The following is a 22,529-nucleotide window of genomic DNA, read 5'->3' as shown; positions in this document are numbered from 1 at the left end:
ACACTCTCCACCATGAACGACACGCACGTCGTGGCCATCTGCGGGAGCCTCCGCGACGCGAGTTTCACCCGCATCGCGCTCGACCACGCGCTGTCGGTCGCGGCGGACCTCGGCGCGAGCACCGACCACGTCGACCTCCGTGACCTGGACCTCCCGGTCTTCGACCCGGACGACCGCGACGCGGGCGACGCCGACGAACTGCGCGAGCGGGTGACGGCCGCCGACAGCGTCATCCTCGGCTCGCCGGTCTACCACGGCTCGTACACGGGCGCGCTGAAGAACGCCCTCGACTACTGCGGGTTCGACCACTTCGAGCACACCACGGTCGGCCTGCTCGCCGTCGGCGGCGGCGCGTTCCCCGTCACGACGCTCGAACACCTCCGGTCGGTCTGTCGCGCGCTGAACGCGTGGGTCATCCCCCACCAGGCGGCCATCCCGAGCGCGCGCTCGCAGTTCGACGGCGACGCCTTCCTCGACGAGAAGATAGAGGAGCGCGTCGGGACGCTCGGGCGCCGCCTCGTCGAGTACGCCCACATCGAACCCGACCCGAACACCGTCGAGAGCATCGAGAACGTCGGGGGCGACGACTGATGCGACTGACCCCGCGGGCGCGCGCTCACCACGCGAACCGACCCCCCGCGCTCCGCCCGTGACGCAGTGGGTCGAGTCGGTCGAGGGCGGGCGCGAGCGCGGGGTCGGCGGCCTGGTCCGCGCGTGGGTGGCGGTCCTCACCCGCCCCCGGGCGTTCTTCGAGCGCGGCATCGCCCCCGGCGACCAGGCACCTGGCCTCGTCTTCGCCGTCGCGGTGGCGCTCTGTCACCTCGCGGGCCGCTTCGCGCTCGACCCGAGTGCGGTGCCGACCATCGGTGGCCGCCCGCTCGCCTCGGCGGCGTTCGTCCTCCTGGTGGTGGCGCTCGTGGTTGCACCGCTCGCGCTCCACCTCACGGCGGCGGTCCAGACCGTCCTGCTCGCGGCGTTCGTCCCCGAGCGCGCCGGCATCAGCCAGACCGTCCAGGTCGCCGCCTACGCGACGGCGCCGTGCGCGCTCTCGGGCGCGCCGGTGCCCGCGCTCCGCCTGCTCGCGGCCGGCTACGGCGTCCTCCTGTTCGTCCTCGGGCTGTCGGTCGTCCACGACGTGTCGCTCGCGCGGGCGGCGCTCGTCGGCGCGCTCCCGGCGCTGTTCGTCTTCGGCCTCGCCTACGGCGGCGTGACGGCCGTCGAGACGCTCACCGGCCTCGACCTGGTCGGACCGGCCGACCCCGAAGCGGCGGGACCGCTGACAGGTAGCGTGGCGCTGGTCGGGTCGCGAGGGGGGCGTACTGAGCGGTCGATTCCGACAACCGTTTCAACCCCGACAGATAGCTTCGAGTAATGGGTACCTGTATCATCTGCGGCACCTCCGTCGATGGCCGCATCTGTGAGAGCCACCAAGAGGACGTCGTCTTCGAGTTCCGAGGCAACCACCCGAACCAGCTCGTCCCCGGTCGCTTCTACCGCGGGAGCGTCGACGGCTACGCCGACTTCGGCGTGTTCGTCAACATCGGCGACAGCGTCACGGGCCTGCTCCACCGCAGCGAACTGACCCGCCGGCTGGAGAGCCTCGCCTGGGACGTGGGCGACCCCGTCTACGTGCGCGTGAAGAACGTGCGCGACAACGGCAACGTCGACCTCGGCTGGTCCATCCGGCAGGCCGACCGCGAGTTCCGCGGCGCGCTCGTCCACGACCCGAGCGCCGACCCCTCGACGTTCCTCCCCGAGGACGACGACGAGGACGAGGAGGACTCGACGCCGACCGTCCGGACGCCGGAACCCGATTCGGCGGGCGAAGACGACGCGGAGAGCGGCGACGACGCGGAGCCGACCTCCGACGGCGGGAGCGAGAGCGAGCGCGTGGATTCGGACTCGAACGCGGGGCCCGCTGCCGCCGTCGCCGGCGGTGGCGCGGCCGCCGCGACCGAGGTGACCGACGACACCGACACCGACACCGACGCCAATGTCGACGCCGACGCCAATGTCGACGCCGACCTGCCGCGCGTGGCCGTCGCCGACCTCGACGACCACGTCGGCGAGGACGTCGGGCTGGAGGGGCGCATCGCGAGCGTCCGCCAGACGAGCGGTCCGACGGTGTTCGAACTCCAGGACGAGACCGGCGCGGTCGACTGCGCGGCGTTCGAGGAGGCCGGCGTGCGCGCCTACCCCGACGTCGAACGCGGTGACCTCGTCCGCCTCGACGGCGAGGTGCGCCGTCGCCGCGGCGAACTCCAGGTGGAGACGGAGACGCTGTCGGTCCTCGACGGCGAGGACGCGGCGGCCGTCACCGGTCGCATGGCCGACGCGCTGGACGAGCGCGCGCGCCCCACGGACCTCGACCCCCTCGCGGCCGACGACGCCGTCGAGGCGGCGCTCGACGACGTGCGCGACGCCGCGACGGCCATCCGCCGCGCGGTCATCCAGGGGCGCCCGGTCGTCGTGCGCCACGACGCGACGGTCGACGGCTACCTCGCCGGCGCGGCCATCGAGCGCGCCGTCCTCCCGCTGGTCCGCGAGGAGTACAGCAACACCGACGCGCCGTACCACTACTTCGACCGCCGCCCGCTCGAGGACGGCGTCTACGACATGGACGACGCGACGAAGGACGCGACGATGATGCTCTCGAACCGCGAGCGTCACGGCGAGGAACTCCCCCTCGTCGTCTTCGCCGCGGCCGGCGCGACCCGCGACTCCCTCGACGGGTTCGACCTCCTCTCGGTGTACGACGTCGAGCGCGTCGTCATCGACGGCAGCGCGGCCGACGAGGAGGTGGCCGACGCCGTCTCGACGCTCGTCAACCCCGCGTTCGCGGGGAGCGACGCCGACACGAGCGCCACCGCGCTCGCCGTCGCCGTCGCCCAGCACGTCAACGAGTCCGTCGCGGACGACCTGCGTCACCTCCCCGCCGCGAGCTTCTGGGAGGACACCCCCGAGTCGTACCTCGACCTCGCGGGCGACGCCGGCTACCGGACGAAGGACATCGAGCGCCTCCAGGAGGCCATCGCCCTCGAGGCGTACTACCAGTCCTACCAGGACAAGCGCGAACTCGTCATCGACCTGCTGTTCGAGGCCGAGGCGAACGAGCGCCTCGTCGAGCAGGTGAGCGAGCAGTTCCGCGAGAAGCTCACGTCGGAAGTCGAGACCGCCGAGGCGAACCTCGAACGGCGCTCGGAGGGCGGTATCGCGTTCGCCGTCCTCGACACCGACGCCTACACCCACCGCTTCGACTTCCCCTCGACGGACGTCCTGCTCGACGCGGTCCACCGGCGCAACCGCGACGGCTCGTTCGTCACCCTCGGCGTCGGGACCGACGAACTGCACCTCCGGAGCACGTTCGACATCGACGTGCGCGCGGTCGCCGAGGCCGTCGCCGAGGAGGTCGACGACGCCGGGGTCGCCGCCCGCGGCGGGCGCAACCGCATCGAGTTCGTCGCCGGCGAGCGCGACGCCGTCGTCGACGCCGTCGTCGACGCCATCGCGCGGACGGCGTAACCGTTCGGTCACCCCCGTACACGCGGTAATCGCCCGTTAACCGCCTTCTCCCACGTTCAACTGTTCGTTACACTCACGTTATCCGACGGGTAGCTAACCGTCCGGTGTCCCGAGCGGATGGTGATGCGAGCGAACCGAGGGCGGGTGACGGACGGGGAAGCGCGCGGGCAGTCGGCGGTCGTGGGGTTCGTCCTGGTGGTGGGTCTCTCGATGCTCGGCATCGCGTCGGTGCTGTTCCTGGGTGCGGGGGCGCTCACGGAAGTCGAGGAGCGCGCGTCGCTCGGCCAGGCGGAGAACGCGTTCTCGCAGTTCGACGCGCGTGCGAGCGGCGTCGCACTCGGCGACGACGACGTCGCGCGTGTCGACACCGGGCTCGGAGGGGCCGACGGCGACGTGGCCGTCGCGGAGGACGCGGGGTGGCTACGCGTGACGGTGACCGACGAGGACGGGGAGCGGCAGGTGGTCAACGAGACGCTCGGCGCGGTGACCTACAGCGAGGGCGACACCGTCGTCGCCTACCAGGGTGGGGGGGTCTGGCGGGCCCAGGACGGCGGGACGACATTGGTGTCCTCCCCCGAGTTCCACTACCGGGACGACACCCTCACGCTCCCGATACTCACCGTCGAGGGGGACGACGACGGGGACGGGACGCTGACCGTCCGCCGGGAGGCGACCGAACGCGTCTCGCTCGCCGGGGCGAACCCCCTCGACGGCGCGACCGTCGAGGTGACCGTCCGGAGCGACTACTACCGCGGCTGGGACCGCTACTTCGACGAGCGGACGGAGGGACAGACGAGCGTCGACGACGACGCGCGAACCGCGACCGTGACGCTCGTGGCGCCCGAGACGCGCCCGCCGGTCGGGGACGCGGTCCGTTCGACGGCCCGCAACGGCGACTTCGTCATCGCCGGCAACGGCGCCAAGACGGACGCCTACGACTCCCGTGTCGGGGCGTACGACGACAGCAAACGGAACGGCGGGGACGTCCGCGTGGCCGGCGACGCGGACGTCCGCGGAAACGCCCACGTCCGCGGGGACGTCCGCTCGGGCGGCGACCTCGAAATCAGGAGCAACGCGGCTGGCGTCGACGGCGACGTGTACTGGACGGACGACTCCGACCTCAAACACGACGGCGGGTACGACGGCGGCGAGCGGATAGACGGCGTCGAGACCGTCGAGAGCATCGACGGGCAGGTCGAGTCGGCGGTCGACCGCGCCTACCACGCGGGGTACAACGACAACGGCGACACCGACGCCATCGACGGCGAGCGACTCGTCGACGGGTCGGCGACGCTCGACGCGGGTCGGTACGCGCTCACCGACCTCACGCTGTCGAGCGGCGACCGCCTGACGCTCGATACGACCGACGGCGACGTCACGCTCGCCGTCCGGGACTCGGTTCACCTCTCGGGGGACGCCGAGATAGCCGTCGAGGGGCCGGGGAGCGCGCGCGTGTACACGGGGAGCGCCCACGCCACCGACGGGACGCCGACCGACGGCTGGAACTGGACCGACCCGAACGCGCCGGCGCACGTCCTGGTCGAGAGAGAGGGCGGGGCGGGGCCGCAGGTGACCGTCGAGGGCGACCGGGCGTCCGGGTTCTGGCTCTACGGGACCTCCCGGACCAACGTGCGCTTCGACGGCTCGCAGGGCGGGGTCCCTCGCTTCACGGGTGTGGTGTACGCACCCGCGGGGCCGGTCGGCGAATCGAGCGTCGCGCTGCGCCACGCGGAGGTGTACGGGGGTATCGTGGCGGGCCAGACCACCATCGAACAGGGTGGGGCGGTCCACTACGACCGCGCACTGACCGAGACCGATAGCCTGCCGACGGACGACGAAGAGGACGCGATACGTTACCTCCACGTGACCCGCAACCGGATGACCGTCTCGTAGTCACACGCGGCGAAACCGCAGACTCTTGTCGGTCGCCGCCCTCCCATCGGCAACGAATGAGCACCCAGCCGACCGAGACGGACGCGTTCGAGCGCACCTGTGAGGCGCTCGTCCGGCGTATCCTCGACGGCGAGGTCGACCGCGAGGGGCTCGAACGGGCGAAACTGGAGGCGTGTTCGGAGCACTCCGCACCGAAGGTGCCGAAGAACTCCGAGCTCCTCGACTTCGCGGGCGAGGAACACAGAGACGAACTCGAACCCGTCCTCCGGCGCAAACCGGTCCGGACCGCCTCGGGCGTCTCGCCGGTGGCCATCATGACCAGTCCGCACATGTGCCCCCACGGGAAGTGTCTCTACTGCCCCGGCGGGCCGGCCAGCGAGTTCACCTCGTCGCAGAGCTACACGGGCCACGAACCCGCCGCCGCCCGCGGCGTCCAGAACGACTACGACCCCTACGGGCAGGTGACGCTGCGCCTCGAACAGCTCCGGGAGATCGGCCACCCCGTCGACAAGGTCGAACTCATCCTGATGGGCGGGACGATGACGGCGCGGAGCCACGACTACCAGGAGTGGTTCGTCAAGCGCGCGCTGGAGGCGATGAACGACTACGACGTGACGAAGGAGCCCGAACCCGCCGAGGGCGAGAGCTTCGCACAGGCCCCCGAGGACGTCGACTTCCGCTACCTGGAGGACGTCGTCGCCGAGAACGAGACGGCGGACGTGCGCAACATCGGGACGACCTTCGAGACGAAGCCCGACTGGTGCGACCCCGAGCAGATACACCGGATGCTCGACCTCGGCGGGACGAAGGTCGAACTCGGCGTCCAGACCACCTACGAGCGCATCAACCGCGAGATGCACCGCGGCCACGGCATCCAGGCGTCCATCGACGCCAACCGCCGCCTGCGCGACGCGGGGTTCAAGGTCGGCTTCCACATGATGCCCGGCCAGCCCGGCATGTCCCTCGACATGTGTCTGGAGGACTTCCGCGAGCTGTTCGAGAACACCGACTGGCGGCCCGACTACCTGAAGATATACCCGACGCTCGTCGTCCGCGGGACGCGCACCTACGACATGTGGCACACCGGCGAGTACGACCCGCTGACGAACGAGGAGGCCGCGGAGCTGGTCGCGGAGGTGAAGTCGATGATACCGACGTACACGCGCCTCCAGCGCGTCCAGCGCGACATCCCCGCGGACTTCATCGACGCCGGGGTGTGGAAGTCGAACCTCCGGCAACTGGCGCGCGAGCGCATGGAGGAGCACGGCTGGACGTGCGACTGCATCCGGTGTCGGGAGGTCGGCATGAACGACGCCGAACCGGAGTCGGTCGAACTCGACACCCTCACCTACGAGGTCTGCGGCGGCACCGAGCAGTTCATCTCCTTCGAGGACCCCGACAACGACCTCCTCGTCGGGTTCTGTCGCCTGCGGTTCCCGAACGACCCGGTCCGGCGGGAACTCGCGGACGCCGCGCTCGTGCGCGAACTCCACGTCTACGGGAACGAGGTCGGCGTCGGTCTCGACTCCGACGACGGGTTCCAGCACAAGGGGTTCGGCCGACGACTGCTCCGGGAGGCCGAGCGGCGGGCCGCCGACGCGGGCTACGGGAAACTCGCCGTCATCTCCGGCATCGGCGTCCGGCAGTACTACCGCGAGAAGCTCGGCTACGTCCAGGACGGCCCGTACGTGAGCACGCGCCTGGACTGACCGTCACCCTACTCGACGGCGGTCGCGGACTTCCTTTTCCCTCCGGGGCGCTTCTCTCGACTATGGAACGAGTCAGGGGGGACGTCCACCGCCTCCAGCTGGGCTGGGTCGAGCCGTTCGTCGTCAACGCCTACGTCGTCGACGACGGGGGGACGGTGACGCTCGTCGACACCGGGATGCCGGCCAACCGCCGGTCGCTGCGCGGGGAACTCGCCGCCGCCGGCTACGACCCCGCGGACGTCGACCGCGTGCTCCTGACGCACTACGACCTCGACCACGTCGGCGGGCTGACGGCGCTCGCGCGTCGGCTGGGCGGCCCGCGCTTCGACGCCGAGGTGTACCTCGGCGCGGCGGACGTCGCGCTGGTCCGCGGCGATACCGACCCGCCGTGGTTCCACCACAAGGGGGCGTTCCACCGCCTCGCCCGCGAGGCGTTCGACCTGCGCGACGTGGCGCTCACGCCCGTCGAGGACGGCGACCGCATCGGCGGGTTCACGGCCCACCACACGCCGGGACACAACCCCGGACACACGGCGTACGTCCACGAAGCGGGCGTCGGCTTCGTCGGCGACCTGCTGTGGGAGACCGACGGCGCCCTCGAACTCCCCTTCTGGGGCGACTCCTACGACCGCGCGGCGATGCGCGCGAGCGTCCGCGCGCTCGTCGCGCGCGCCGCCCCCTTCGACGTCGTCTGCGTGGGGCACGGCGTCCCGTTCGTCCGGGGCGGCGGGGAGCGTCTCCGGGCGTTCGCCGCGGGGCTGGCGTGAGGGCACTGCGAACGGTTTTATCCCGGCGGCGGAGTATCCCGAGGTATGGACGACGACGGGCCACTGGCGCGCCTCCGCGAGAACGCGACGGGCGTCGCCACGACGCTGGTGACGGGGCTGTGGCTCGCCGGCCTCTTCACGGGCCAGGAGTGGTGGCTCGCCGCGCTCATCGTCGGCTACGTCGTCGTAATCCCCATCGTCGCGATGCTGTTCGGCGACGAGGAGGACCGAGCAGAGTGGTGGGACGAGGAGGACACTGACTGGTGGGGAGGCGTCGGCGACTGGTTCGGCACGGGACGCGGCGACGAGCGCACCGACGAGGACCACGTCGACGCGTCGACGCGGGACGCCTCAGTACCGGACGACGAGACGCCGCTCGAGACGCTCCGGCGGCGCTACGCGGCCGGCGAACTCACCGACGCCCAGTTCGAGCGGAAGCTCGACCGCCTGCTCTCGACCGACACGCTGGAGAACGCCGAGGACGACCGTGCGCGTCGCCTGAAGCGCGAGCGCGAGCGCGAAGCCGAACGGGAGCGCGAGTCCGAGTGACTCGCCGACGCCGTCCGCCGGACGGGGGTTTTTGCTCGGTGCGTCCCTCGTAACGGTATGGACATCGCCATCGTCGGCGCGGGTGCCGCGGGCGCCGGTGTCGCCTACGCGTTGCGCGAGGCGGACGCCACCGTCACCGTCTTCGAGAAGTCCCGGGGCGTGGGCGGGCGGGCCGCGACCCGTCGGAAACACGGCTGCCGGTACGACCACGGGGCGAACTACGTCAAGGCGAACGAGGACCGTGTGACCGACCTCGTCGGCTCGACGCTCGGGACCGACGGCCTCGTCGACGTCGAGGAACCCGTCTGGACGTTCGACGCCTCGGGGACCATCGAGGAGGGCCGCGAGAGCGACGAGCACAAGTGGACCTACGAGGCGGGCATCACCCAGCTGGCGAAACGTCTGTTCGCACACACCGACGCGACCGTCGAACTGGAGACCCGTGTGGGGGCAATCGAGCGCGAGGGGGAGGGGTGGACGCTGGCCGACGTCGACGGCGCCGACCTCGGGACGTTCGACCGCCTCGTCCTCACGCCGCCGGCCCCGCAGACGGCGGCGTTGCTCGACGCGACGGCGTGGGACCACGACCTCCGGAACGAACTCCGCGAGGCGGTCGAGGCCGTCGACTACCGGACCGTCTACAGCGTCCTCCTGCACTACGACTTCGAACTCGACCGGCCGTGGTACGCGCTGGTCAACACGGACAAGGAACACGACCTCGGGTGGCTCTCGCGCGAGGAGTGCAAGCCCGGCCACGTGCCGGCCGGCGAGTCGCTGCTCGTCGCGCAGATGGCCCCCGAGTGGTCGCGCGAGCGGTACGACGACGACCCTGAGGTCGTCAAAGAGGACGTCGCCGACGTCGTCACCGCCCTCCTCGGTGACGAACGCCTCGCCACCCCCGACTGGACCGACCGCCAGGGGTGGCGCTACGCGCTCCCCGAGGGCGGTCTCGAGGGCGACGCCCACCGGCGCTGTGCGGGCCACGGCCTGTACGTCGCCGGGGACTGGGTCGTGGGCGAGGGGCGCGTCGGCCGGGCGCTCGCCTGCGGCCTCGACGTGGGCGAACGCCTCAGGTAGGCCGGCCGACGAACTCGACGAACGCGCGGAGTCTCTCGCTCGCGTCCTCGAGCACCGACGAGCCGTGATACAGGAGCGCGGCGTCGAAGTCGTAGTCGAGCAGGCGTTCGAGCGACGCCTCCGCCTCGTGGAGGTCCTCCGAGTAGACGGCCGGCGGGAGGACGAAGTACCCCGGCGGGATGCCGCGCTGGTCCGACCCGCTAACCGCGTCGCCGAGGACGGCCAGCGAGCGCCCCTCGTCGACGAGGGCGTGGTGGTCGTCGCGGTGGCCGGGCGTGGCGACGGCGACGAACTCGCCGATGCGGTCGCCGTCCCCGTAGCGGTGGTCGACGCCGTCGACGTCGGACGAACCCCCCTCGGGGAGGTACGTCTCCGCGCCGTACGCCTCGACGACGGCCTCGAGGCCGCCGACGTGGTCGCCGTCGGCGTGTGTGACGACGAGACGTTCGGGCGTCACGCCGGTGGCGTCTACCTCCTCTCTGAGGACGTCGGTCGTATCGGGAAAGCCACAGTCGAACAGCGTCGGTGTGTCGCCGTCGACGAGGAACGCGCGGTAGCGCGCCGCGCCGCGGGTCCGGAGCGTGAGGTCGTACACGTCGGGGACGAGTTCGGTCGGCATACCCGCGGTTCTTCGCGGGCGGGGCGCTAAGGCCTTCGGCCGCGTGCTCGCGTCGTCTCGAAAGAAAGCGTCGTTCGTTCGGTGCTGCGGGCGCCTTACAGGCGCTGCAGGTTCTTCGCGCGCGGACCCTTGTCCGCCTGTTCGATGTCGAATTCGACCTCCTGACCCTCTTCCAGGTCGGGGCCACCGACGTCCTCCATGTGGAAGAACACGTCCTCGTCCGCGTCGTCGCTCTCGATGAAACCGTAGCCGCCCGTGTCGTTGAAGAAGGCGACCGTACCAGTTGCCATTACGTCCGACTCTCCCCCGCGAGGACTCATAACAGTTGCGGACCGGATATCGTCGCGCGAGACGCTGACACCGTCGAGAGCGTCACGTCGACGGGTGCGACCGCGGAGAACGACACGCCTTTTCGCGTCCCCCGTGCAGGGAGGGGTATGGAGCGAAAGCGAGAGCTCACGAGCGTCGACTGCGCGGCCCTCGTCACGGAGTTGGGGGCGTACGAGGGCGCGAAGGTCGACAAGGCCTACCTCTACGGGGAGGACCTCCTGCGGCTCAAGTTGCGCGATTACGACGAGGGACGCCTCGAACTGCTCGTCGAGGTGAGCGACGACGTGAAGCGCGCGCACCTCTCGGCCCCCGAGCGCGTCCCCGACGCCCCGGGACGCCCGCCGAACTTCGCGATGATGCTCAGGAACCGCGTCTCCGGGGCGGACTTCGCCGGCGTCGAACAGTTCGGCTTCGACCGCATCCTCACCTTCCACTTCGAGCGCGAGGACGGCGACACCTACGTCGTCGCGGAACTGTTCGGTGACGGCAACATCGCCGTCCTCGACGAGAACAGGGAGGTGATGGGCTGTCTGGAGACGATTCGTCTGAAGTCGCGCACCGTCGCCCCCGGCGCGCTCTACGAGTACCCCTCCGCACGGCTGGACCCCTTCGACGTCCCCTTCGAGGGGTTCGTCGAACGCATGGAGGACTCCGACACCGACGTCGTGCGGACGCTCGCCACCCAGCTCAACTTCGGCGGCCTCTGGGCCGAGGAACTGTGCACGAGAGCGGGCGTCGAGAAGACGAAGGACATCGCCGACGCGACCGAGGCGGACTACGAGCGCCTGTTCGACGCCGCGGAGCGACTGGAGACGACGCTCCGGACCGGGGCGTTCGACCCCCGCGTCTACTACGCCGACCCCGACGACGGCGACGAGGACGCCGACCCGGTGCGCGTCGACGCGACGCCCCTCGCGATGGAGGACCGGGAGGGCCAGCACGTGGAACAGTTCCCCAACTTCAACGCCGCCCTCGACGACTACTTCTACCACTTTGAGGCGGAGACGGGCGACGGCGGCGGCGTCGAGAGCGCGCGCCCCGACTTCGACGAGGAGGTGGCGAAGTACGAGCGCATCATCGCCCAGCAGGAGGGTGCCATCGAGGACTTCGACGAGCAGGCCGACGCCGAGCGCGAGAAGGCGGAGACGCTGTACGCCCGTTACGACCTCGTCGCGGAGGTGCTCGACGCCGTCCAGTCGGCCCGCGCCGAGGACGTCCCCTGGGACGACATCGAGGCGCGGTTCGCGGAGGGACGCGAGCAGGGTATCGAGGCCGCGGAGGCCGTCGAGAACGTCGACGGCGCGAACGCCCGCGTCACGCTCGACCTGGACGGGACGAGCGTCACCGTCGACGCGACCACGGGCGTCGAGAAGAACGCGGACCGCCTCTACCAGGAGGCCAAGCGCGTCGAGGAGAAGAAGCAGGGCGCGCTGGAGGCCGTCGAGGACACCCGCGAGCAACTCGCGGCGGTGAAGCGCCGCCGCGAGCAGTGGGAGGCGCCCGAGGAGGACGACGGCGAGGGCGAGGGGGAGGACGAGGAGGTCGACTGGCTCTCCCGGCGGTCGATTCCCGTCCGGCGCGACGAGCAGTGGTACGAACGCTTTCGCTGGTTCCGGACGAGCGACGGCTTCCTCGTCCTCGGGGGGCGCAACGCCGACCAGAACGAGGAACTCGTCAAGAAGTACATGGAGCGCGGCGACCGCTTCTTCCACACCCAGTCGCCGGGCGCGCCGGTCACGCTGTTGAAGGCCAGCGAGCCGAGCGAGCCGACCCGCGAGAGAGACCTCCCCGAGCGGAGCCTGGAGGAGGCCGCCCAGTTCGCCGTCTCCTACTCCTCCGTGTGGAAGGAGGGCCTCTACGCAGCGGACGTCTACATGGTCGGTCCCGACCAGGTGTCGAAGACCCCCGAGTCCGGCGAGTACGTCGAGAAGGGGTCGTTCGTGATTCGCGGCGAGCGGACCTACTTCGAGGACACCCCCGTCGGCGTGAGCGTCGGAATCACCTGCGAACCGCAGACGCAGGTCGTCGGCGGCCCGCCGAGCGCCGTCGAACCGCGGGCGGCGACGAGCATCCGCGTCGAACCGGGACGGTACGCCCAGAACGACGCCGCAAAGCTCCTCTACCGGGAGTTCCGCGAGCGCTTCGCGGACACCTCCTTCGTCCGCAAGGTGGCGAGTCCCGACCGCATCGCGGAGTTCCTCCCGCCGGGGGGGAGCCGTCTCGCGGACGACTGAGCGGGACGTCCGTCAGGTCCGGAAACCGGACCTTCCGGCGGTCGAGCAGTGCTGTTTATCTCCTCGAATGTCCTACCGGTGGCGTTGATTTCGCCCCGGAGTGACGGGACTGGCCCGACGGGTGCGTCACAACGGTGATTCCAATGATAACTGAAGCACTCACCTACATCCAGCGCAGCGACGAGGTGGGGAAGACCCTCCTCGTCGGGACCGCGCTGACCCTGTTCAGCTTCCTGCTCGTGCCCGTCTTCCTCCTCGTGGGCTACACCGTCCGGGTGCTCCGTGCGGCGCTGACCGACCGCGACCCCCCGGCCTTCGACGAGTGGGCCGACCTGCTGGTGGACGGCGTGAAGGCGTTCGTCATCGGCGTCGTGTACTTCGTCATTCCCCTGGCCATCCTGGCGATAGCGGCCGTCGCCGGCGGAGTGAGCGTCAACGCCGGGTCGGGTCTCGGCACGATTCTCGCGGGTGGCGTGAGCCTGCTCGTCGGCCTGCTCGCGCTGGTCGTCGGGCTCGCGTTCCTCTACGTCTTCCCCGTCGGTCTCGTCCGGTTCGCCGAGACGGACCGCCTGGGGAGCGCCTTCGAGTTCCGGTCGTTCACCCCGGTCCTCACGAACGGGACGTACGCCGTCGCGTGGCTGCTCGCGCTCGTCGTGGGCGTCGCCGCCGGCGTCGTCAACGGCGTCGTCCTCGGCGTCCCGTTGCTCGGCTTCATCGGCGCGGCGCTGGTGAGCTTCTACGGCGGCGTCGTGACGGCGTACCTCTACGGACGCGGCGTCGCCCTCGCCCGCGGCGAGGAGCGCGCCCCCGAGGAACCGGCCGGCAGAGCCGCTATCTAGGCGGGGGTTTATCACCCGCTACTTCGTTTTTCCGACGTGTTCCGCGACGCCCTGCTCTACCCGCTCTCCGGCGGCCGCGCCGCCGGAGCCTACCTCCTCGGCATCGTCCTCCGCTTCGTCGCGACGGTCGGCGACCTCGTCTGGTTCACGACGGCCGTCGTCCTCGCGGTCGAACTGACCGGCACCACGCCGACGGTCGACGGGTCCGGTGACCTCCCCTCGCTCGCGGCGCTCGGCGGTGTGCTCGCGTTCGGCCTCGGTCTCTCGCTGGTCGCGCGAGTCGCCTTCCGCTCGCACGCCGTGGCCGTCGGCCGGTCGGTCGCCGGGGCGACCGACCCCGTCGCACCCCCCGCCACCTCGTTCGTCCGCGCCCGCGACGCGCTCGGTGGGTGGGCCGTCCTCCTCGGCTACCTCCTTCCCGGGCTCGTCCTCGTCGGCCTCGCGGCCCTCGTCGGTTCGCTCGCCGTCAACGAACCGTTCGCCCCGCTCGTCGACACGGTCGGGGCGCTCTCGTTGCTCGTCGGCCTGCTCGCGCTGGTCGTCGCCGCCTACCTCGTCCCGGCCGCGACCGTCCGGTTCGCCCACGAGGGGAGCGTCTCCGCGGGCTTCGACCTCCGGACGGTCGTGGACGCGACGTTCAGCGAGGACTACGTCGTCGGCTGGGCCATCGCCGCCGGCGTCGTCGTCGTCCTCGTCCCCATCACCCTCCCGTTCTACTTCTTCTTTCTCGTCGGCGTCCTGCTGCACTTCCACCTGAACGTCACCGCGCGCTACCTGCTCGCCCGCTCGGCGAGCGCCGCGCTCGGCTACGACGAGCCCTCCGGGTCCGAGTCCGGGGACGACACACCGGCCGAACGGCCGGAGCGCGGGGAACGCGTCTCGCTCGACGACACCGCCTCCGCGCGGGCCGCCGCGGAGGCCGACTGGCGCGCGACCCGCCCGCGCCCGAGCGAGGTGGGGTCCGACGTCGCCGAGGACGACCCCGCCGCGGAGGAGTTCCGCAGGCGACGCGGTGAGTGACCGACCGGTGCCGTCGCTCTGTACCGCGAAAAACGGGAGGAAGCTGTGGTCTCAGAACGCGTCGATGACGGGGATACCGACGGTGTCGAAGTCGGTCATCGCCTCGAGTTTGTCCGAGACGTCGTCGAGGCCGACCGTCTCGCTGACGACGGCGCTGGGGTTGAGTTTCCCGGTGGCGACCATGCGGAAGATCTCGTCGTAGCGCGTCGGGGGCATGCCGAGCGAGCCGATGAACTCGATCTCCTGCATCGTCATCGCGTCCGTCGGGAGCGACACCATCCCCTGTTCGTCCTGCGTCGTGAGGCCGATCTGGATGTGCTGGCCGCGCCGCCCGAGGCTCAGGACGGAGTTCTGGCAGGTGGTGGCGATACCGAGGGCGTCGACGGAGACGCTCGCGCCGCCGTCGGCGATGGCCTGCACCTCGCCGGGGACGTCCTCGACGTCGCCCGCGTTGACCGTCTCGCTCGCGCCGAGGTCCTTCGCCTTCTCCAGTTTCTCGCCGATGAGGTCGACGGCGATGACGTTCGCGCCGAGGGCGTTCGCGATGTGGACCGCCGAGAGGCCGACGCCGCCACAGCCGTGGATGGCCACCCAGTCCCCCGCGCCGACGTCGGCGCGGTGGGCGAGGCCGTGGAACGCGGTCATGAACCGGCAGCCGAGGCCCGCCATGTCGACCGAGGAGACCCCGTCCGGGAGGTGGACGAGGTTCTGGTCGGCGGCGGGGACGTGCATCTCCTCGGCGAAGGCGCCGGGGACCGCCTCGACGAAGCCGAGCGGCATCACGTTCTCGCAGGTGTTGCCGTGGCCGGTCCGGCACTCGATACAGGTGCCGTCGCCGAGGTTGAACGGGACGGCGACGTGGTCGCCCTCGCTGAACCGGGTGACGTTCTCCCCGACGGCTATCACCCTTCCGGCGGGCTCGTGACCCAGTATCTGGCCCTTCTGGGGCTGGATGCCGAGCCAGTCCCAGTCGCCCTGCCAGCCGTGCCAGTCGGAGCGGCAGATGCCACACGCCTCCATCTCGATGACGGCCCCGTCGGGAGAGGCCTCTGGGTTGTCCACGTCTTCTACTTCGAGCGGTTCGCCGTGCTCTTTCAGGACTGCTGCGCGCATTACACACGGTAGTTGGTTACGTATGGCATAAACGTATCCCGGGCCGTCGAGACAGTTCTCACTCCGAGTACGAACGGTCGGAGAACCACCACGCGTCGAGGGCGGATAGCAGGGCACTTACCACGGCGTCGCGCAGTGTCGTCCATGCGTATCGCCGACCGGCATCGCGTCGAGGGGGGCCGCGAGCGAATCACCGTCGTCCCGGAGACGCTCGACGACCTCTGGCACCTGAGCTACGTGCTCGAACCCGGCGACAGCGTCGGGAGCGACACGACCCGCCGGGTCCGCCGCGACGACGAGAACCTGCGCGACACCGGGGGCGAGCGCGAGCACATGTACGCCACCATCGAGGTGGAGGAGACGGAGTTCGCGCGCTTCGCGAACCGCCTGCGCGTCTCCGGCGTCATCGAGGACTGCTCGCGCGAGGACCAGCTGGGCTTCCACCACACGTTCAACGTCGAGACCAACTCGGAACTGGAGATAACCAAGCACTGGAAGCCGGACCAGCTCGACCGGCTGAAGGAGGCCGAGGAGGCGGCTGACAACCCGGACGTCGCCATCGCCACCGTCGAGGAGGGGGCCGCGCACGTCCACACCGTCGCGCAGTACGGCGCCGAGGAGCGCACCTCGCTGTCGGGCGCGACCGGCAAGGGCGAGTACGCCCGCTCGCGCACGGAGCTGTTCGCCGAGTTGACGACGGTGCTGGAGACGATGGACGCGGACGCAATCATCCTCGCCGGCCCGGGCTTCACGAAGCAGGACGCGGCGAAGTACATCGAGGAGAACGCCCCCGAGATCGCCGAGAAGCTGACGATGGTCGACACGAGCGCCGTCGGCGACCGGGGCGTCCACGAGGTGCTGAAGCGCGGCGCCGTCGAGGACGTGCAGGCGGAGACGCGCATCGCCCGCGAGGCGGAACTCATCGACCGCCTGATGAAGGAGATAGCCGAGGGGGCGAAGGCGGCCTACGGCGTGGAATCGGTCGCCGAGGCCGCCGAGTACGGCGCCGTCGAGACCCTCATCGTGGTCGACGACCGCCTGCGCGAGGAGCGCGGCGGGAAGGGCGACTGGTCAGTCGACGCCAACGAGTTGCTGGAGACGGTCGACCAGAAGGGCGGCGACGTGGTCGTCTTCTCCTCGGAGTTCGCCCCCGGCGAACAGCTCTCGAACCTCGGCGGCGTCGCGGCCATCCTCCGCTACCGGCTCGACTAGCTAGCCGAGCGGTGCGGCCGTGGTGAGGTGTGGTCGAGGCGGCTGGCGAACCGGACAGGTGGGACGCGCGTGGTATACACGTCCTGCGCGCGATGGAACCGTCGACGCGACCCAGAGGCGGGGTGAAAATAGTTGTCGGGGGTGCAGCGCGGGGTATTTCGAGGGGTTCGAGGCGGCAGGGGGCACTTTCACCGACCGGTCGGCATTCAGACCTCGACGGAGAGGCCGTCGCGGGCGAACGTGACGTCGCCGGTGTAGTGCTCGCGAAGCGAGTCGAGCATCGCCCCGTGGCGTCCCTCGGTGTGGGGGTAGAGGTGGGTGAGGAAGACCCGGCCGTACTGGCGCCCCGAGAGCGTCCGCCCCAGCTGGCTCGGGGTGGGGTGGTTGTCCACGTCCACCTCGTCGGGGAAGGAGCAGTCGTGGACGAGGACGTCCGACCCGTCGGCGAGGGCGGCGACGTCGTCGGTGGCTTCGGTGTCGCCGCTGACGGTGAGCGTCGCGCCGTCGGCCTCGAACCGGTAGGCGAGACACGGCATCGAGTGGACCGTCTCGACGGCCTCGACGTCGTAGCCCGCCACCGAGAACGCGCCGGGTTCGACCTCGCGGACGACGAGGTCGAGGCGTCCCTGCATGTAGTCGTGGACGTCCAGCAGCCCCTCGACGAGCGCGGCCGTCCCCGACGGACCGACGAGTTCGAGGTCGGTCGCTCCGGAGAGCCAGCGCGCCTTGAACAGCGCCATGAGGTCGCTCACGTGGTCGAGGTGGTGGTGGGTGAGCAACACGGTCGGGACGCCCTCGTACCCGACGTCGGTGTTCGCGAGCGCCGAGAGGACGCCGCTGCCGCAGTCGACGAGCAGCGGGGCCGCCTCGTCGGCGGTGAGCAACAGCCCCGTCTGGGCGCGCTCGCCGGTCGGCATCGCGCTCCCGGTCCCGAGGAACGTGAGGTGCATGGGCGGAGTATCGGGGTCGATACCCAAAGTTCCCGTGCCGTCGACTGCGGGTTTCAGATTCACTCCGGGGCGAATCGACTTACCCGCGCGGGCCCAACCTCGCCCGAATGAGGGGACGGGAGTTACTCGCGGCCGACGAGTTCGACGTCGACTTCTCGCCGGCCGACGTCCCCATCGACGACGAGGGGGTCCTCGACCTGCTCGACCCGACCGTCGCGCGCTGGTGGGTCGACGCGTTCGGCGAACACGTCCCCCAGAACGGCGGCTTCTTCACCCCGCCCCAGAAGGAGGCCATCCCGCTCATCCACGACCGGCGCAACGCGCTGGTCTGCGCGCCGACGGGGTCGGGCAAGACGCTCTCGTCGTTCACCGCCATCATCGACGACCTCTATCGTCGGGAGCGGGAGGCGGGGCTGGAGAACTCGGTCTACTGCCTCTACGTCTCGCCGCTGAAGTCGCTCGCCAACGACATCCACCGCAACCTCGACGTCCCCCTCTCGGGCATCGCCGAGCGCTCGGACGCGGACGTCGAGATACGCCACGCCATCCGTCACGGCGACACGCCCGACAGCGAGCGCCGGCGGATGCTCGCAGAGACGCCGCACATCCTCAACACGACGCCGGAGACGCTCGCCATCCTGCTCAACTCCCCGAAGTTCCGCGAGAAGCTTCGCACCGTGGAATACGTCGTCGTCGACGAGATACACAGCCTCGCGGAGAACAAGCGCGGCACGCACCTCGCCGTCTCGCTCGAACGCCTCGAGGCGCTCTGCGAGGGGTCGCCGACGCGCATCGGCTGTTCGGCGACGGTCGAACCGCTCTCGACGGTCGCGGAGTTCCTCGTCGGGCGCGAGGACGACGGCACCCCTCGCGAGTACGAGGTGGTCGACGCGCGCTTCGTCCGCGAGTTCGACGTCGAACTCACCTGTCCGGCGGACGACCTGGTCAACACGCCGACCGAGGTGGTCACCGACCGCTTCTACGACACCCTCCACGAGTGGGTGGGCGAGCACACGAACACGCTCGTGTTCACCAACACGCGGTCGGGCGCCGAGCGCGTCCTCCACAACCTGCGGGAGCGCTACGACGCCTACGACGGGACGAACTCCGGCTGTCACCACGGGTCGCTCTCGAAGGAACGCCGCCGGGCGGTCGAGGAGGGGCTGAAGGCCGGCACCCTCGACGTGGTGACCACCTCGATGAGCCTCGAACTCGGCATCGACATGCCGCACATCGACCTCGTCGTCCAGGTCGGTTCGCCGAAGTCGGTCGCGGCGCTCCTCCAGCGCGTCGGGCGCGCCGGCCACCGCCTCGGCCGGACGGTGACCGGCCGGGTGGTCGCGCTCGACCGGGACGACCTGGTCGAGTGCGCGGTGATGCTGCGCAAGGCCGAGGAGGGGTTCGTCGACCGGGTGTTCGTCCCCGAGAACGCCCACGACGTCGCCGCCCAGCACGTCTACGGGATGGCCATCAACGCGGTCCGACCCGAGGCAGAGGTGCGCGCGATTCTCCGGCGGTCCTACCCCTTCCGGGACTACGACGACGAGCGGTGGGAGACGCTGCTTCGCTACCTCACCGCCGACTACCCGGGCCTCGAGTCGCGCAACGTCTACCCGAAGGTGTGGCGCGACGAGAACGACCCCCCAGACGGGGAGTACCACTACCCCGAGTTCCCGGTGGGTATGCCACTCATCGGCAAGCGCGGCCGCCTCGCGCGCGTCATCTACATGACGAACGTCGGCACCATCCCGGACTCGTTCTCCTGTGACGTCTTCGTCCGCGGGGCCGACGAGTGGGTGGGCCAGCTCGACGAGGCGTACCTCGACACCCTCGACGCGGGCGACGTCTTCGTCCTCGGCGGGTCGAACTACGAGTACCGCTACCGCCGCGGGTCGAAGGTGTACGCCGACCCCACGGGTGCCCGACCGACCGTCCCCTCGTGGTTCTCCGAGCGCCTCCCCCTCTCGTACGACCTCGCTCTGGAGGTGCTCACCTTCCAGGCGGACCTCCTCGACCGACTCGAGGAGGGAGGTCCCGCGGCGGTCCGCCGCTGGCTCCGCGAGTTCCCGCTCGACGAGCACAGCGTCCGCGCGCTGACCCGGATGTACGACCGCCAGGTGCGCTACGTCGGCGCCGAGGGGGTGAGCACCCACGACCGCCTCGCCGTCGAGGTGGAACTCGACCGCGCGACCTACCGGCGTCACTACTACGTCCACGCGAACTACGGCCGGCGGTTCAACGACGGGTTCTCGCGGCTCGTCGCCCACCGGTGCGCGCAGGCGGCGAACGCGAACGTCACCGTCGCCGTCGCGGACCACGGCTTCGCGCTCTCGATGCCGCTCAACCGGAAGGTCGACCTCGTCGAACTCGTCGAGGGCATCGACCCCGGGGACGTGCGCGCCGACCTCCGCGCGGCGCTGTCGGGAACGGACCTCCTCAAGCGCTACTTCCGCATCAACGCGACGCGCTCGCTGATGATACTGAAGCGGTACAAGGGGTACGAGAAGTCCGCGAGCCAGCAGCAGGTGTCGAGCGAGATGCTCCTCGGGTTCGCGGCGGACCTGGAGGACTTCGCCGTCCTGGAGGAGACCTACCGCGAGATACTGGAGGACAAACTGAACGTCGAGGCGGTCGAGCGGGCGGTTGCGGCCGTCTCGCGCGGCGACCTCCGGGTGACCCACCACCGCGTCGACTCCCCCTCGCCGCGGGCGTTCGGCCTCGCCGCCCTCGCCGCGAGCGACGTCGTCCTCGCCGAGGACGAGAGCGCGGTCCTCCGGGAGTTCCACGAGCGCGTCCTCAGCGAACTCGGCGAGGAGAGCGCCCGTCCCACGCTCGGCGAGACCGACTGAGACGACGCGCGACTGCTACGCCCACGTCGGCGCGTCGACGAGGTGTTCGCGCGCGACGGTGACCGACGTCGCCCCCCACGCGAACAGTTCGACGGTCCGGCGGGTGCCCGGGAGGTGGGCGGCGACCCCCACCCCGGCGGTGAGCGCCGCCCGGCGGACGGGGTCGGGAACGCGCCCCTGCGAGAGCACTAGCGCCGTGAGCGCCGCCTCCCCGCGGCGCTGGGCGCGGACGACGCGCTCGATGGCCGGGCGACGCTCCGCCTCGAACCGGGCGAGCGCCCGCGCGGGGAGGACGCCGTCGCTCCCGTCGAGCGCCTCACAGATGACGCGGTGGGCGAGGACGGCGTCCTCGACGGCGAGGCCGTTCCCCTGCCCGCCGACGGGGGAGGCGACGTGGGCCGCGTCGCCAACGAGGAGGAGGCCGTCGTCGACCCAGCGCTCGCTCACGCCGGGGTCGATGTGGAGCAGCGAACACGCCTCGAAGTCGGTGAGGTGGTCGTCGAGCGCCGGGCCGAGCGCCGGGTCGACGGCGCGCACCCGGTCGCGGAACGCCTCGATGCCCGCCTCTCGGAGGTCGGGATACGTCCCCGCCTCGACGAACCAGCCGAGTTGCGCCTCCTCCTCGCCGAGGCCGAAGTAGAGCAGCGTCCCGGCGGCGTCGAACCGGGCCTGTGCGTCCTCCCCGACGGCGTCGGCCGGGAGCTTGAACCAGAGCAGTTCGAGCCGGGAGTCGAACAGCCCGGGGTCGATGCCCGCCGCCGCCCGGACCGTCGAGTACCGGCCGTCGGCGCCGACGACGCAGCGCGCCCGGACGGTCACGCTCTCGCCGTCGGCGTTTCGCGCGCGGACGCCGACGACGCGACCGTCCTCGGACAGGAGGTCCCGGACCGGCGTGTGCGGCCGGAACTCGAACCCGTCGTACGTCGCGGCGCGCTCGACGAGCAGGCGCAACAGGGCCGGCTGCTCCATCAGGACGCCGTAGTTGTACGGACCGGGGGACGCGGAGAGGTCGAAGAGGTCGAACGCGCGCCCGTACACGTCGACGCTCGGGCGGCTCACCTCGACGTGGTCGAGGGCGAGGACGTCCGCGAGCAGGCCCATCTGGTCGAACAGGCGGAGCGCGACGGGTTGCCAGAAGTACCCCCGGAACGCACGGTCGAGGTCCGCGCCCCGTTCGAGCAGCGTGACGTCCACCCCGCTCCGCGCGAGCAGGTAGCTCAGGACGCAGCCGGCGGGGCCGGCGCCCACGACCGCCACGTCCGTCTCGGACGCGTGCTCGTCCATCGTCAGACGAGCGTGTCGGGGCGCGTGCTGAAGTAGGTGAAGACGAGGCCCAGACCGAAGCCGTACACCCAGTGGGCGACGAGCGTCAGCGCGACGTAGAGGTAGAGGGCCGTCCCCGTCTGGCCGGCGTAGAAGGCGATGACGAACCCCGTCCACAGCACCGTCCCGAAGGAGATGCCGCGCTGGGCCATCGTCCCGCCGGGGAGGTACGCCTCGACGGACGCGAACAGGAGCGGCCACGTCGTCATCCCGCCGGCGAGGAAGATGAGGTAGCCGGCGGCCTGCAGCGGCCCCTCACCGAGGACGTCCTGCAGGGCGATGAGCCGTGCGAGGTCGGCGAACGACGCCGTCTCGAACGCGCCGAGCCCCTGCGCGATGAGCAGGACCACCGTCATCAGCGCGGTGCCGACGAACCCGCCGGCGGCGCCGACGACGCCGTCGACGATGACGCCCTTCAGCGAGTCGGCCGGGTCGGTCGGGTCGGCAACCGTCTTCGTGTCGGACTCGTCGGTCGACATACCACGCGATACGTGCGCGTGCGACAAAAAGCCGCGCCGGCGCG

Annotated in this window: 19 protein-coding genes; 13 read left to right on the top strand and 6 right to left on the bottom strand. The window is 70.8% G+C overall.

The genetic code is table 11. The features are described 5' to 3' along the window. The first annotated feature begins 12 nt into the window (after window positions 1–12). The 8 genes from P1Y20_RS01975 (at window position 13) to P1Y20_RS01940 (ending at window position 9,517) form a co-directional block, all read left to right on the top strand. On the top strand, window positions 13–591 hold the full coding sequence (locus P1Y20_RS01975; protein ID WP_304446980.1) for an NADPH-dependent FMN reductase: 579 nt from the start codon (window positions 13–15) through the stop codon (window positions 589–591). 58 nt (window positions 592–649) lie between these two features. Then, window positions 650–1,372, top strand: a complete 723-nt coding sequence (locus tag P1Y20_RS01970) for a YIP1 family protein (protein ID WP_368662133.1) — start codon at window positions 650–652, stop codon at window positions 1,370–1,372. Next, window positions 1,372–3,522, top strand: a complete 2,151-nt coding sequence (locus tag P1Y20_RS01965; RefSeq protein ID WP_304446979.1) for a DHH family phosphoesterase — start codon at window positions 1,372–1,374, stop codon at window positions 3,520–3,522. Before P1Y20_RS01970 ends, P1Y20_RS01965 begins: the two co-directional genes overlap by 1 nt. A gap of 123 nt (window positions 3,523–3,645) precedes the next feature. After that, window positions 3,646–5,415: a DUF7289 family protein gene (locus tag P1Y20_RS01960; protein WP_304446978.1), complete on the top strand. Its 1,770-nt coding sequence runs from the start codon at window positions 3,646–3,648 to the stop codon at window positions 5,413–5,415. 56 nt (window positions 5,416–5,471) lie between these two features. Beyond that, complete coding sequence (locus tag P1Y20_RS01955) at window positions 5,472–7,124, top strand: tRNA uridine(34) 5-carboxymethylaminomethyl modification radical SAM/GNAT enzyme Elp3 (protein ID WP_304446977.1); 1,653 nt, start codon at window positions 5,472–5,474, stop codon at window positions 7,122–7,124. Between the two features lie 62 nt (window positions 7,125–7,186). After that, window positions 7,187–7,891, top strand: a complete 705-nt coding sequence (locus P1Y20_RS01950; RefSeq protein ID WP_304446976.1) for an MBL fold metallo-hydrolase — start codon at window positions 7,187–7,189, stop codon at window positions 7,889–7,891. Window positions 7,892–7,936: 45 nt separating this feature from the next. Next, window positions 7,937–8,440 carry an SHOCT domain-containing protein gene (locus P1Y20_RS01945; RefSeq protein WP_304446975.1) on the top strand — a complete coding sequence of 168 codons (504 nt, stop codon included), beginning with the start codon at window positions 7,937–7,939 and terminating at the stop codon, window positions 8,438–8,440. Between the two features lie 57 nt (window positions 8,441–8,497). After that, window positions 8,498–9,517, top strand: a complete 1,020-nt coding sequence (locus P1Y20_RS01940; protein WP_304446974.1) for an NAD(P)/FAD-dependent oxidoreductase — start codon at window positions 8,498–8,500, stop codon at window positions 9,515–9,517. Here P1Y20_RS01940 and P1Y20_RS01935 read toward each other — a convergent pair. Then, window positions 9,510–10,136 carry an MBL fold metallo-hydrolase gene (locus P1Y20_RS01935; protein ID WP_304446973.1) on the bottom strand — a complete coding sequence of 209 codons (627 nt, stop codon included), beginning with the start codon at window positions 10,134–10,136 and terminating at the stop codon, window positions 9,510–9,512. The two genes, P1Y20_RS01940 and P1Y20_RS01935, sit on opposite strands and share 8 nt — an antisense overlap. Window positions 10,137–10,231: 95 nt before the next feature. Next, window positions 10,232–10,426 carry a cold-shock protein gene (locus P1Y20_RS01930; protein ID WP_304446972.1) on the bottom strand — a complete coding sequence of 65 codons (195 nt, stop codon included), beginning with the start codon at window positions 10,424–10,426 and terminating at the stop codon, window positions 10,232–10,234. Between the two features lie 147 nt (window positions 10,427–10,573). On the opposite strand from P1Y20_RS01930, the gene rqcH reads away from it, so the two are divergent. The 3 genes from rqcH (at window position 10,574) to P1Y20_RS01915 (ending at window position 14,559) form a co-directional block, all read left to right on the top strand. Then, on the top strand, window positions 10,574–12,700 hold the full coding sequence (rqcH, locus tag P1Y20_RS01925; RefSeq protein WP_304446971.1) for a ribosome rescue protein RqcH: 2,127 nt from the start codon (window positions 10,574–10,576) through the stop codon (window positions 12,698–12,700). 143 nt (window positions 12,701–12,843) lie between these two features. Then, window positions 12,844–13,539, top strand: a complete 696-nt coding sequence (locus tag P1Y20_RS01920) for a DUF4013 domain-containing protein (RefSeq protein WP_304446970.1) — start codon at window positions 12,844–12,846, stop codon at window positions 13,537–13,539. A 36-nt stretch (window positions 13,540–13,575) separates the two neighbouring features. Beyond that, window positions 13,576–14,559, top strand: coding sequence for a DUF4013 domain-containing protein (locus P1Y20_RS01915; RefSeq protein WP_304446969.1), 984 nt, complete (start codon window positions 13,576–13,578; stop codon window positions 14,557–14,559). 51 nt (window positions 14,560–14,610) lie between these two features. Here P1Y20_RS01915 and P1Y20_RS01910 read toward each other — a convergent pair whose 3' ends face one another. Continuing rightward, window positions 14,611–15,672 carry a zinc-dependent alcohol dehydrogenase family protein gene (locus P1Y20_RS01910; protein WP_304446968.1) on the bottom strand — a complete coding sequence of 354 codons (1,062 nt, stop codon included), beginning with the start codon at window positions 15,670–15,672 and terminating at the stop codon, window positions 14,611–14,613. A gap of 144 nt (window positions 15,673–15,816) precedes the next feature. On the opposite strand from P1Y20_RS01910, the gene P1Y20_RS01905 reads away from it, so the two are divergent. Then, window positions 15,817–16,884: an mRNA surveillance protein pelota gene (locus tag P1Y20_RS01905; RefSeq protein ID WP_304446967.1), complete on the top strand. Its 1,068-nt coding sequence runs from the start codon at window positions 15,817–15,819 to the stop codon at window positions 16,882–16,884. A 206-nt stretch (window positions 16,885–17,090) separates the two neighbouring features. Here the strand turns inward: P1Y20_RS01905 and P1Y20_RS01900 are convergent, their stop codons facing one another. Next, window positions 17,091–17,834: an MBL fold metallo-hydrolase gene (locus tag P1Y20_RS01900; RefSeq protein WP_304446966.1), complete on the bottom strand. Its 744-nt coding sequence runs from the start codon at window positions 17,832–17,834 to the stop codon at window positions 17,091–17,093. 107 nt (window positions 17,835–17,941) lie between these two features. Here P1Y20_RS01900 and P1Y20_RS01895 point away from each other — a divergent pair, with 107 nt between their 5' ends. Beyond that, window positions 17,942–20,683: an ATP-dependent helicase gene (locus tag P1Y20_RS01895; RefSeq protein WP_304446965.1), complete on the top strand. Its 2,742-nt coding sequence runs from the start codon at window positions 17,942–17,944 to the stop codon at window positions 20,681–20,683. Between the two features lie 15 nt (window positions 20,684–20,698). Here P1Y20_RS01895 and P1Y20_RS01890 read toward each other — a convergent pair whose 3' ends face one another. Continuing rightward, complete coding sequence (locus P1Y20_RS01890; RefSeq protein WP_304446964.1) at window positions 20,699–21,967, bottom strand: FAD-dependent monooxygenase; 1,269 nt, start codon at window positions 21,965–21,967, stop codon at window positions 20,699–20,701. Between the two features lie 2 nt (window positions 21,968–21,969). After that, a complete protein-coding gene (locus P1Y20_RS01885) occupies window positions 21,970–22,485 on the bottom strand; it encodes a DUF6789 family protein (RefSeq protein WP_304446963.1) in 516 nt (171 codons plus the stop codon). Window positions 22,486–22,529 lie beyond the last annotated feature (44 nt).

The sequence above is a fragment of the Halomarina ordinaria genome, from assembly GCF_030553305.1.
Taxonomy (GTDB): Archaea; Halobacteriota; Halobacteria; order Halobacteriales; family Haloarculaceae; genus Halomarina; species Halomarina ordinaria.
This window is presented reverse-complemented; position numbering and strand designations above follow the sequence as displayed.